This is a genomic window from Salinivibrio sp. AR640, assembly GCF_001995405.1.
Classification (GTDB): domain Bacteria; phylum Pseudomonadota; class Gammaproteobacteria; order Enterobacterales; family Vibrionaceae; genus Salinivibrio; species Salinivibrio costicola.
In genome coordinates, this window is sequence record NZ_MUFD01000043.1 from 1 (window position 1) to 11,773 (window position 11,773).

The 11,773-nt window shown below is 48.9% G+C and carries 8 protein-coding genes, 4 tRNA genes and 1 rRNA gene; 7 read left to right on the forward strand and 6 right to left on the reverse strand.

Going from position 1 to position 11,773, the window contains the following annotated elements; all coding sequences use genetic code 11:
- Nucleotides 1-75 precede the first annotated feature (75 nt).
- Nucleotides 76-191, forward strand: a 5S ribosomal RNA gene (rrf, locus tag BZG75_RS14750).
- 99 nt (nt 192-290) lie between these two features.
- Nucleotides 291-367 (forward strand) — tRNA-Asp (locus tag BZG75_RS14755).
- 77 nt (nt 368-444) lie between these two features.
- On the opposite strand, the gene ilvY is transcribed toward BZG75_RS14755, so the two are convergent.
- Nucleotides 445-1,308, reverse strand: coding sequence for an HTH-type transcriptional activator IlvY (ilvY, locus tag BZG75_RS14760; RefSeq protein WP_077577386.1), 864 nt, complete (start codon nt 1,306-1,308; stop codon nt 445-447).
- Between the two features lie 131 nt (nt 1,309-1,439).
- Here ilvY and ilvC point away from each other — a divergent pair, with 131 nt between their 5' ends.
- Nucleotides 1,440-2,924, forward strand: a complete 1,485-nt coding sequence (gene ilvC / locus BZG75_RS14765) for a ketol-acid reductoisomerase (protein ID WP_077577387.1) — start codon at nt 1,440-1,442, stop codon at nt 2,922-2,924.
- 124 nt (nt 2,925-3,048) lie between these two features.
- On the opposite strand, the gene ubiK is transcribed toward ilvC, so the two are convergent.
- The 4 genes from ubiK to BZG75_RS14785 form a co-directional block, all read right to left on the reverse strand.
- Nucleotides 3,049-3,315: a ubiquinone biosynthesis accessory factor UbiK gene (gene ubiK / locus BZG75_RS14770; RefSeq protein ID WP_021022177.1), complete on the reverse strand. Its 267-nt coding sequence runs from the start codon at nt 3,313-3,315 to the stop codon at nt 3,049-3,051.
- Nucleotides 3,316-3,415: 100 nt separating this feature from the next.
- Nucleotides 3,416-6,508: a multidrug efflux RND transporter permease subunit gene (locus tag BZG75_RS14775; protein WP_077577388.1), complete on the reverse strand. Its 3,093-nt coding sequence runs from the start codon at nt 6,506-6,508 to the stop codon at nt 3,416-3,418.
- Nucleotides 6,509-6,520: 12 nt separating this feature from the next.
- Nucleotides 6,521-7,627: an efflux RND transporter periplasmic adaptor subunit gene (locus BZG75_RS14780; RefSeq protein WP_077577389.1), complete on the reverse strand. Its 1,107-nt coding sequence runs from the start codon at nt 7,625-7,627 to the stop codon at nt 6,521-6,523.
- A 21-nt stretch (nt 7,628-7,648) separates the two neighbouring features.
- Nucleotides 7,649-8,209: a TetR/AcrR family transcriptional regulator gene (locus BZG75_RS14785; protein ID WP_025744533.1), complete on the reverse strand. Its 561-nt coding sequence runs from the start codon at nt 8,207-8,209 to the stop codon at nt 7,649-7,651.
- A 167-nt stretch (nt 8,210-8,376) separates the two neighbouring features.
- On the opposite strand from BZG75_RS14785, the gene rep reads away from it, so the two are divergent.
- Nucleotides 8,377-10,404, forward strand: a complete 2,028-nt coding sequence (rep, locus tag BZG75_RS14790) for a DNA helicase Rep (RefSeq protein ID WP_077577390.1) — start codon at nt 8,377-8,379, stop codon at nt 10,402-10,404.
- A gap of 69 nt (nt 10,405-10,473) precedes the next feature.
- Here the strand turns inward: rep and BZG75_RS14795 are convergent, their stop codons facing one another.
- Nucleotides 10,474-10,908, reverse strand: coding sequence for a c-type cytochrome (locus tag BZG75_RS14795; protein WP_077577391.1), 435 nt, complete (start codon nt 10,906-10,908; stop codon nt 10,474-10,476).
- Between the two features lie 323 nt (nt 10,909-11,231).
- Between BZG75_RS14795 and BZG75_RS14800 the strand changes: the two genes are divergently transcribed.
- The 3 genes from BZG75_RS14800 (at nt 11,232) to BZG75_RS14810 (ending at nt 11,518) form a co-directional block, all read left to right on the forward strand.
- A tRNA-Arg gene (locus tag BZG75_RS14800) sits at nt 11,232-11,308 on the forward strand.
- A gap of 33 nt (nt 11,309-11,341) precedes the next feature.
- A tRNA-His gene (locus BZG75_RS14805) sits at nt 11,342-11,417 on the forward strand.
- Nucleotides 11,418-11,441: 24 nt separating this feature from the next.
- A tRNA-Pro gene (locus BZG75_RS14810) sits at nt 11,442-11,518 on the forward strand.
- Nucleotides 11,519-11,773 lie beyond the last annotated feature (255 nt).

Here is an 11,773-nt window from a genome sequence, read left to right on the forward strand (position 1 = left end):
AGTTGATTGTGGCGAGAACGAAACAGCTTTCTAGATTTGTGTTTTGACTGAAAAGTGAAGACACACCAAATTTTGCTTGGCGACCATAGCGCTTTGGACCCACCTGACTCCATGCCGAACTCAGTAGTGAAACGAAGCAGCGCCGATGGTAGTGTGGGGTCTCCCCATGTGAGAGTAGGACATCGCCAGGCTCTCATTATCTAATTAGCGCTTAGTATTAGGCTTTAGTTAGCAAAAATTTAAGCATCAAAGCAATTAAGTGTAAGACTTTGATGAGACAGAATTGGTGCGGAGTGGTAGTTCAGTTGGTTAGAATACCGGCCTGTCACGCCGGGGGTCGCGGGTTCGAGTCCCGTCCACTCCGCCACTACTTAGAAACCCTAGCTGAAAAGCTGGGGTTTTTTGCGTTTAAGCCCCAGCATCATTGTGTTGGGGCTTTTTGGTTTATCGCATGACATCGAGTAGGGCGTTGAGTAAAGGCTCTTTTGCGCGGGAAGCTTTACAACAAAGGCCTAGTTCGAGAGGTTGTACGATTTCTTGGCGCAAGCGCTCAACCTTGTCCTTTACTGGACTGTTATCAATCACCACATCCGGTGCAACACCAATACCACAGCCCAATGCCACCATACTGACTATCGCCTCGTGACCCGCTATTTGTGCGTAGACGTTTGCCTCGATGCCTTTGCTGGCCAACCATTGATCAGCGAGTTCGCGTGCTGTTCCCGCTTCGGGCAAGATTAAGGGTATGTGTTGCCAGTCAATGGCTTGTAAGTCAATGCCACTGCTGGCCATTGCCGGCGCGATAACCGACAAGCTCACGGTATCAATGGGTTGAAAGACTAAACTTGACGACAAATACTTTGGTTTAGCGGCAATGGCAATGTCTGCACTATTGTCTTGCACCTTTTCTTCTGCCTGAGCGGGATCGCCGGTCAGCAGTTGTAGCTCGATATTTGGGTATTGCTGACGAAACCGCGCGAGGAGCTCAGGTAAATGGCTATAGCTGGCGGTGACCGAGCAAAAGAGCGTGAGTTTACCGCCGAGCAAAGAGGCATGTTCATTAATATTGGCTTTGGTGGTATGCCATAGTTGTAAGATTTCTCGCGCCACGGGTAATAACGTTTTTCCTGCGGGCGTTAAGGTAACGGCTTTGTTCGTCCGAATAAACAACGGTTGACCGATGTCCTCCTCAAGCCGTTGAATAATCCGACTTAGGGCCGACGGGCTAGCATGCATGGCTTTTGCCGCACGGGTATAGCTTTTGGTATCACAGAGGTGAAGAAAACCCGTAAGTTGTTTGGTGTTCATGGTGTGTTCTTGCTTTATTTGCAATGTCATGTTGTGAATATATCACTTTAGGCAATGTGATGGTTAAGGTAGTATCAAAATTAAGCGGTGAAAACGCACCCAATTATGGATTCGAATCAATGGAGCACCCTATGGCGAACTACTTTAATACCCTGAATTTGCGTCAACAATTGGAACAATTAGGCGTTTGTCGATTTATGTCGCGCGATGAATTTGCCAACGAGGCCGAATTCCTCAAAGGTAAAAAAGTGGTGATTGTTGGCTGTGGGGCGCAAGGGCTTAATCAGGGTCTAAACATGCGTGACTCGGGTCTTGATGTGGCTTATGCACTGCGTCAGGCGGCGATTGATGAGAAGCGTCCTTCTTACCAAAACGCGGTCGATCATGGGTTTACAGTGGGGAGCTACCAAGATGTGATCCCACAAGCGGATTTGGTGATCAATCTGACCCCAGATAAGCAACACTCCAACGTCGTAGAGACCGTCATGCCGTTGATGAAAGATGGCGCTGCGCTCGGTTACTCTCATGGCTTTAATATCGTCGAAGTGGGTCAGCGCATTCGTGAAGATATTACCGTCGTTATGGTGGCGCCTAAGTGTCCAGGTACCGAAGTGCGTGAAGAGTATAAACGCGGCTTTGGTGTGCCAACGCTGATCGCGGTCCATCCAGAAAATGATCCTAACGGCGAAGGCTTTGAGGTTGCGAAAGCATGGGCAGCCGCAACCGGCGGTCATCGTGCCGGGGTGCTAGCGTCTTCGTTTGTGGCGGAAGTAAAATCAGACCTGATGGGCGAACAAACCATCCTGTGTGGCATGCTGCAGGCCGGATCGGTTGTTTGCTATGAGAAAATGATTGCAGAAGGTGTTGAGCCGGGTTATGCGGGGAAACTTATTCAATATGGCTGGGAAACGATTACTGAAGCGCTGAAATTCGGTGGCATCACGCATATGATGGATCGCTTGTCCAACCCCGCGAAAGTAAAAGCCTTTGAGCTGTCGGAGTCGCTTAAAGAGCTTATGCGTCCCCTTTACAACAAACACATGGATGACATTATCTCTGGCCATTTCTCCGCGACCATGATGGCCGATTGGGATAATGGCGATAAAGATCTTTTCACTTGGCGTGAGGAAACGGCACAGACCGCGTTTGAAAACTATCCCGAGTCGGATGTAAGCATCAGTGAGCAAGAATTCTTTGATAACGGTATTTTGATGGTTGCCATGGTGCGTGCTGGGGTCGAGCTTGCCTTTGAGGTCATGGTGTCATCCGGCATTGTGGAAGAGTCGGCGTATTACGAGTCATTGCATGAGTTGCCGTTGATTGCCAACACCATTGCACGTAAGCGTCTTTACGAAATGAACGTGGTTATTTCCGATACGGCAGAGTACGGTAACTACTTGTTCGCTAATGTCGCGACGCCATTGTTGCGCGAGCATTTTATGCCAACGGTGGGCGCGGATGTGATTGGCAAAGGATTGTCAGAAACATCTAATCAGGTTGATAACGCCACCTTGATTGAAGTGAATGACCGTATTCGTCATCACCCGATCGAATATATCGGTGAAGAGTTACGTGGCTATATGACCGATATGAAGCAGATCGCACTTGATAATTAATCGCGCTTGATAACTAATTACGCTTAATAGCTAACTGCGCCCGATAACTGACTGCCATCAGTTGAAATGATACGCAGAGATAAGCCTGGCCTGAGGGTCAGGCTTTTTGCGTTGATGCGATCGGTTATTGCTGGTTATCTTGCGATTGGCCGATCTTTGTTTCCATTTCTTCAAGCTTTGCTTCGAGCTCGGTGAGCTTTTGACGCGTGCGCAGTAATACCTGAGTTTGTACATCAAACTCCTCACGGCTTACCACGTCAAGCTTAGTCAGCTGGCCTTGAATGGCTTGGCGCACACGGCTTTCCATATCCGTGCCTAACTCTTTAACAGGCTGAGGCATGGCATCGTGAATTTGCTTGGCCATTTGCTCAAGTTTTTTCGGGTCAAACATGGAATACTCCTTCATTAACTGTCTTTATTCTATGTAAATACGTACAGCTTGTCGAAAGGATGACAAAAGAAAAGGGCCCGTAGGCCCTTAATAGGATGCATTAATGTGATGCACGATAGTCTTCATCGAGCTTATCAAGCTCATCGTCTTCGACAAACACCGGCAGCGGCTTGTGCTTGCTGGCCAGATAGGTATAAATCACTGGCAGAACGAATAGCGTGAATAATGTCCCGATGGCAAGACCCGCCACGATGACTATCCCGATGCTAAAGCGTTGTTCGGCACCGGCGCCGCTAGCAAACATAAGCGGGATAAGGCCTGCAATCATTGCAGCTGTTGTCATCAAGATCGGACGCAGACGAATTTTTGCAGCCTCTTTTACCGCTTCCATTCGACTGGCTTGGTGATATAGCTGCTGCTCTTTGGCGACTTCACAGATCAAAATACCGTGCTTGGTAATTAAACCTATCAAGGTTATCAGCCCCACCTGCGAGTAGATATTCATCGATGACAGCCCCCAGGCCAAAGCAATCAACGCGCCACAAATCGCCAGAGGCACTGAGACCAAGATCACCAAAGGGTCGAGTAGCGATTCGAACTGAATCGCAAGCACCAAGTAAATAATCGCCAGTGCAAACAAGAAAGTTGCATACAGCGCACTGCCTTCAGTGACGTATTGACGCGATTCACCAAGATAATCGTGCTGATACCCTTTTGGCAGTTCTGCCGCTTTGCTTTCAAACCACTCTACGGCGGTACCCATGGTCACGCTAGGGGCAGCAACGGCACTAATCGTCGCGGCATTCAATTGATTAAAATGAGGTAACGAGCGCGGCTCGCCTGTCACTTCAATATCAATCAAAGAGCCGAGAGGTATCGAATCACCATTGGCAGCGCTCACGTAGTAGCTTTCGATCGACTCAGGGTTAAGGCGATATTTACGCTCAACTTGCGGGATCACTTCATACGATCGGCCGTCAAAGTCAATACGATTAATGTAGCCGTCGGCCATCATGGTTCCGATCGTCGTACCGATATCACGCATGGTGACGCCATACGATCCCGCTTTATCCTTATCAATATGGATATTCATGGTGGCGGAGTCGAAGTTAAGGTTAAGCTCCGAGTAAACGAAATTTGGGCTTGATTGCACTTCGCCCATGATTTCAGCGGTTACCTGATACAGGCTTTCGAAGTTATTGGGCGATGTCACCACAAATTGAATAGGCAAACCTGAGGAAGCACCTGGCAATTCCGGCATTTCGAAGGTGGTGACCTTCATACCTGGAATATCCTTCACTTCATTCGCCATGCGTTTGACTACCTCAGACTGGCTCGCTTCCCGCTCGCTCCAAGGTACTAATGAGGCGATACCAAAGGCTTGATTCGACTTAGGTACCCCGGAGAAAACTTGTGAGAAAGCCACTTCGGGTTGCTGGTCCAGTTTTTGGTTCACTTCCGCCATGCTATTTTGGATGTAATCCAAGTTAGCGGTGGAGGGCGCAGTACCCATCATGACCACCACGCCTTTATCCTCTGACGGAGCAAGCTCACTAGGAATAAAGCTAAACAGCACCGGCAGGGAAGCGAATACAATCACCGCAAACGTCACGATCACCGGACGGCGCTCCATCACCTTGCTGAGCATACGCGCATACTTATCTGTCATCCCATCAAGGAAGCGATGTACCGCTAACTCAAAACGACTCGGTTGCGCATTGGCTTTTAACAAGGTCGCACACATCACCGGCGAGAGCGTTAGTGCCACAATACCGGACACAAACACCGCCCCAGCAAGCGTTAATGCAAACTCCTTAAACAGGGAGCCGGTGATCCCGCCCATCATGGCGATAGGGGCATAAACGGCTGCCAGTGTTAGCGTCATAGAAATAACGGGCACCGCTATCTCACGGGTACCAATGATGGCGGCACGGAACGGCGACTCACCTAACTTAATATGACGGTCGATATTCTCGAGCACCACAATGGCGTCATCGACCACCAAGCCGATGGCCAGAACCATGGCCAGTAGCGTCATTAAGTTCAGTGAGAAGCCAATCATTTCCATCACTAGCGCTACACCAATCAGCGACAGCGGGATGGTAATAATGGGGATGATTACCGCGCGGAACGAGCCCAAGAACAGAGTAATAACCACCAACACAATTAACGCGGCTTCGATGATGGTTTTGATTACCTCATTGATTGACTCATTGATCGCATTCGACGAGTCATACAACACGTTCATCTCAATGTTGCTGGGCATGTTACGTTCCACTTCGGGCAACATATCCATCACGTCGGCAGCAATATTGATCGGGTTGGCTGAGGGGGTAGCGTTAATGGCTGCGACAACTGCCTCGGAACCATTGGCAAGCGCTCGGACTCGGTCGTGACTTTTTTCCAGCGAGACGTTAGCAATATCGCCTAACCGCACGACGCGGCCATCTTGTGTATCAACCACCAGTTTGGCTAACTCTTCCGGCGTTGAAACTTGCGTATCCGCACTGCCGTTGTAGACCATAAAGGTACCGGTAGCTTGACCGGTTGCCGACTGGTAGTTATTGGCATCGAGTACTGACATGACATCAGTGGCACTTAGCTTAAAGGCCGCCATCTTTTCAGGATCAAGCCATACACGTAAGCCGTACTTCACCCCGCCATATAGATCGATTTTTGACACCCCACCCACGGTAAACAATTGGGGTTTAACCACGCGCTCAAGATAATCAGTGATCTGGCTCGAGTCGAGTTCTGGCGAGGTAAAACCGATATACATGACGGCGGTCGTAGAGCCGGTCGACATGGATACGGACGGATCTTCTGATTCTGCCGGGAGCTGTGCCCTTACCGAATTGACTTTGGCCAGTATATCTGCCAAGGCGGCATTCGGATCGGTATTTAGCTTCATGTTGACCGTGATTGTCGATGATCCCAGCACCGATTCTGAGGTCATAAAGTCAATATTGTCAGCTTGGGCGACAGCTTGCTCGAGCGGGGTGGTAATAAAACCCTGAATCAAGTCAGCACTGGCACCATAATAGCTGGTTGTGATGGTGACCACGGTATTGGTCATCTCCGGGTATTCCCTAACTTGCATCTTAAATAAAGACTGCAAACCGAGCAGCGCAATCAGAATACTGATTGACGCAGCTAGCACTGGGCGCCGGATAAAAATATCAGTAAAGCGCATCACATCCTCGTCTTACAATTGAGGTAATTGTTCTGGTGGAGTGAGAGCGTCGTTGTCGACGATTTTCACTTTAGAGCCATTGCTTAAGCGCACCTGGCCGGACGTAACAACCTGATCACCAGGCTTTAGACCGTCGATAATGCGTGCTTGATGGCCACGACGCTCGCCGACTTTAAGGACTTGTTGATAAGCGCGCTTTTCTCCATCTTCTTCACGGATTACATACACACTTTCACCGTATAGATTGAAGTTAATCGCGGTTTGATCAATCACTATTTGATTCTCAACCGTCGGCAAAACGATATCGGCGCGGGCGAACATCCCTGAGCGTAACTGGCCATCATTGTTGGGAATATTGGCTTCCACTTTAATCAGGCCGCTCTGGCTGTTGACCGCAGGCTCGATAGCACTGATAGAGCCGATGAATTCTTTTTCAGGATAAGCATCGACTGTAATGCGTAATGCCTGGCTTAGACGGAGCTTCGAGATATCGGTTTGCGGCACGGTAAAGCGCAGTTTCATTACCGAGGTATCTTCTAGTCGAGCAATATCGGTACCTGGCTGCAGGTACTCACCCATAAATACATTACGCAGGCCAATCACACCATCAAAGGGAGCTTGAAGGTTACGACGTGCAATGGTGGCTTCAAGCGCATTAATGTCAGCTTGTAAAGAACGGTAATTCGCTTCAGCTTCATCCAATGCTTCTTTAGAAATCGACCCTTTAGTAAACAGTCCTTGATAACGTTTGAACTTGGCTTCTGCGGCGGGTAATCGTGCTTGCGTACTTGCCAAGTTGGCTTTTTCAACGCTAGAGTCGAGTTCAACCAGATTTTGCCCACGTTTAACGGTTTGGCCTGATTCAAAGTTGATCACATCCACCACACCGGCAATTTGCGTGGTTAAGGTGATCCCTTGATTGGGCTCAACAAACCCGATGGCGTCCATGGTGGGTGTCCAGGGTTCAGCGTTAACGGTCACTGCCGTCACTGGATGCGTCGGCTCTGGCATGTTTGCCATATACTCTGCAACCTTTTGCTGCTTAAATAGGTTAAAGCCAATCACACTGCCAAACAGCAGCAGTGCAAGGATAACCATAAAGAAAAACCATTTTTTCATCGAAGTAAGCTCCGAGCGTCGTTAGTGAAGAGAAATTGCATCCCAGCAAGCTTGGATCGCATCTGCGATAGCATAACTGTCTAGAGTTATAACACCCCGAACCTGTTTGCGAGCTAAACAAAAAACGGGTTCAAGCCCCAAGGTGATGAGCACCTCATCGTCCAGTGGCTTAAAGCGCTTTTGCCGCTTACCTTCCTGAAAGACTTGATAAAGATCAGAGAAGGCCTCTCGCTCTTGCTGGGTTTGTGACTGATCATCGCGTGGCAGGGCATCAAACTGGTCACGAGATAATAATAAGTGATCACGTTGTAGCATCATGGTCCACGTGTTGCGCCATAACCGCTCAAATTGATCTTTTAGGGTTGGTTCATCCTTTACCCCCTGTTGAATATGGGTCGCACATTGCATCATAAGGTGCATAGACAGTTGACGAAGCAAGTCTTCTTTATCGTTAAAATAGCGATAAATGGTGCCGGCGGCCACTTGCGCTTGGGTGGCGACCTGATGCATTGAGACCTTGTCGAGCCCACGCGTGGCAATCAGTTGCTCTGTCGCCGCGAATATTTGCGTACGTTTGTCCATTGATGATGAACTTACTAGTGAATGAACGTTCATTCATTTTAGAGTGAATTTTGTGCGTATGACAAGCATAAATTGTAGCAAGCTTGTTGAGCCTTGCTTGGGTGAGATAGACATCAGTAAGATTCCTTCTACAATGCCCTCTCAGCCATTAACGAGGTGCCGCCATCATGAAGCTTAATCCTGCGCAATCGGATGCAGTCCGCCATATTTCTGGCCCCTGTCTGGTGTTAGCTGGCGCAGGCTCGGGAAAAACACGCGTGATTACGCATAAGATCGCCTATTTGGTTCAACAATGTGGCTATAAAGCGCGTCATATTGCCGCGGTGACTTTCACGAACAAAGCGGCACGAGAGATGAAAGAGCGCGTGGCACAAAGCTTGGGTAAGCAAGAATCGCGCGGCTTGATGGTGTCAACCTTTCATACCTTGGGCCTGAATATTATCCGCCGAGAATACAAAACCTTGGGGTTAAAAGCGGGCTTTTCGTTGTTTGATGATCAAGACCAATTAGCGCTACTCAAAGCTCTGACCGAACAAGAGCTAGATAATGATAAAGACTTGCTGCGTCAATTGGTGCACACCATCTCCAACTGGAAAAATGCCATGTTGGGACCCGATGAAGCGCTGGCGCAAGCACAAGGTGAGCGGGACCAGTTATTTGCCGCCTGCTATGCGCGCTATCAAAAACAAATGCGGGCCTATAACGCGCTCGATTTTGATGATCTTATCTTGATGCCGGTGGCGCTACTTAGCCAAAACCAAACCGTGCGTGAGCGTTGGCAAGCACGTATTCGCTATTTATTGGTCGACGAGTATCAAGATACCAACACCAGCCAGTATCAATTGGTGAAGCTGCTGGTGGGTGAGCGATCACGCTTTACCGTGGTAGGGGATGATGACCAATCGATTTACTCCTGGCGAGGCGCTCAGCCGAAAAACCTGGTGTACTTACAACAAGACTTTCCGCGTCTGCATGTGGTGAAGTTGGAGCAAAATTACCGCTCAACCAGTCGAATACTGCGTGCAGCCAATATCTTGATAGCCAATAACCCCCATGTATTCGAAAAAACGCTATTTTCTGCCTTGCCCGATGGCGACATGCTCAAAGTGCTGATTGCCAATAACGAAGAGCATGAAGCGGAACGTGTGGTTGGGGAACTGATAGGCCACCGTTTTTTAGGGCGTACGCAATACAAAGATTACGCGGTCTTATACCGTGGCAATCACCAATCGCGTTTGATTGAAAAAGCCCTGATACAAAATCGTATCCCGTATAAAATATCAGGCGGCACGTCCTTCTTCTCGCGCGCCGAAATTAAAGACATCATGGCCTATTTGCGCTTGTTGACCAACCCAGATGACGACAATGCGTTTTTGCGCGTAGTGAATACGCCGCGACGCGAAATTGGCCCGGTGACATTAGAAAAACTCGGCAGTTATGCCAATCAGCGCGGCAAGAGCTTGTTTGCGGCGAGCTTTGAGTTAGGCCTGACCCAGCATTTATCTGGGCGAGGGCTGGCTGCCCTGCAAGCGTTTACGCGGTGGATTGTTGAACTGTCTGATCAGGCTGAGCGGGGCGATACCGTGTCCGCGATACGATCACTGTTGCGAGATACACAGTATGAAGATTGGCTGTATGAGAGTTCATCCAGTCCCAAAGTGGCAGAGATGCGGATGAAAAACGTCTCACAGCTTCACAGTTGGATTGTCGCTGATCTTCAGGGGGATAATCCGGATCAGGTTGAACGAAGCCTGCGAGAAGTGGTTCAGCGCCTGACGCTGCGTGACATGATGGAGCGAGGCGAAGATGATGACGAGGCTGACCAAGTACAGCTGATGACGTTGCACGCATCGAAAGGGCTAGAATTTCCATACGTGTATTTGATCGGTATGGAAGAAGGCTTGTTGCCTCATCAATCGAGTATTGATGAAGATAATATCGACGAAGAGCGGCGTTTAGCTTACGTCGGATTGACCCGTGCGCAAAAGGCGCTGACCTTTGTCGTTTGCAAAGAAAGGCGTCAGTTTGGCGAGCTTATCAAGCCACAACAAAGCCGTTTTCTCGACGAATTGCCGTTTGATGATCTTGAGTGGGAGTCGCAGAAAAAACCGGTGTCACAAGAAGAGAGAATGGAAAAAGGGCAAGCGGCGATCGCTAACTTAAAAGCTATGCTCGATAAAAACAAGTCACCCTAAACACAGCCTTGCTCAATAAGTAACGCCGCGAAGGCGGCGTTACTGTCAAACGATTGATGAGCAGTGCTATTAGAGTGCGTCGAGCATGTGCTCGATAGCCGCGACGATTTCATCATCCGAGCAGTCCATACAGGTGCCTTTGGCAGGCATCGCATTAAAACCGTTGATCGCATGTTTGGCTAGGGTTTCCATGCCTTTATCAACACGTGGACCCCAAGCGGCGGCATCACCGATTTTAGGGGCGCCAGCTGCGCCTGTGCCGTGACAGGCTGTGCAGTAAGTATTATAGACCTGATCACCGCTGCGTGGGCCAGTTGGCTCTGCTGCCGCCGTTTGCGTGGGGGCTTCTCCATCAATATACACGTCACCCACAGGTGCAATGCGCTCGGCGATGGCGGCTTTTTCTTGTTCAGACACTTCTAATGCTTGCGCAGCAGAAGCAAATAGTAGGGCTGCTACCGAGGCAACCATAATACGACCTAGACTTTTTCCCTTTGCGCTCACAATGACACTCCCACATTACTGGTGGCTTAACGCCTTTTTTATGTTATTTGCCGCCAACCTTAAGGGGTGAATCAATCAAGAGTGATTCGGTTGCGGCCTGTCAGTCTCGTCTCAACGGATTTGCCAACCTCGCTAGGTTAACCCCGTGTAAAGATTAGGTGATTATAGCGCTTTAGATTGTTACGTTAAACCGTTATAATAGAGACCTTACTGACGATTTCTACGCGATTTGTTGAAAAAGAGACCAGTCAGTAAAAAAATTAAAAAAAATGCTAGACGGCTGGTGGTGATATCCGTAATATTCGACACCGCCAACGGGGCAAGCGCCCGTAGCTCAGTTGGATAGAGTGTTGGCCTCCGAAGCCAAAGGTCACAGGTTCAAATCCTGTCGGGCGCGCCATTCCGGGATAAGGAATATGGCAGAAAATCAGTGGTGGCTGTAGCTCAGTTGGTAGAGCCCTGGATTGTGATTCCAGTTGTCGCGGGTTCAAGTCCCGTCAGCCACCCCATTATTTTCGCACTAAGCGATATGTCGGTGAATAGCGCAGTTTGGTAGCGCATCTGGTTTGGGACCAGAGGGTCGGGGGTTCGAATCCCTCTTCACCGACCACTATTACAAACCCTAGCCTAACGGCTGGGGTTTTTTCGTTTTCTTCCTTCTCCTCTTTCTTCTCTGTTTCTCTTCTCTGTTTCCTTTTGTCTATTCGCTGACATAGAAAATAAAATACGGAAATTAGAGCGCTATCAAGGTTTAGCGAGATAAAAAGTCATCAATTGGTCATAAATTCACAACTGATCGATATAACTGCTATACCTGTCTTTGATAAGGATAAAAAACTACTTAATAAGTAACTTATAACGTATG

What these genes read in the sequence shown, in the direction of transcription:
- BZG75_RS14780 (WP_077577389.1), bottom strand. Translation starts at nt 7,627, where the DNA reads ATGAAAAAATGGTTTTTCTTTATGGTTATCCTTGCACTGCTGCTGTTT.
- rep (WP_077577390.1), top strand. Translation starts at nt 8,377, where the DNA reads ATGAAGCTTAATCCTGCGCAATCGGATGCAGTCCGCCATATTTCTGGC.
- ilvY (WP_077577386.1), bottom strand. Translation starts at nt 1,308, where the DNA reads ATGAACACCAAACAACTTACGGGTTTTCTTCACCTCTGTGATACCAAA.
- BZG75_RS14775 (WP_077577388.1), bottom strand. Translation starts at nt 6,508, where the DNA reads ATGCGCTTTACTGATATTTTTATCCGGCGCCCAGTGCTAGCTGCGTCA.
- ilvC (WP_077577387.1), top strand. Translation starts at nt 1,440, where the DNA reads ATGGCGAACTACTTTAATACCCTGAATTTGCGTCAACAATTGGAACAA.
- BZG75_RS14785 (WP_025744533.1), bottom strand. Translation starts at nt 8,209, where the DNA reads ATGGACAAACGTACGCAAATATTCGCGGCGACAGAGCAACTGATTGCC.
- ubiK (WP_021022177.1), bottom strand. Translation starts at nt 3,315, where the DNA reads ATGTTTGACCCGAAAAAACTTGAGCAAATGGCCAAGCAAATTCACGAT.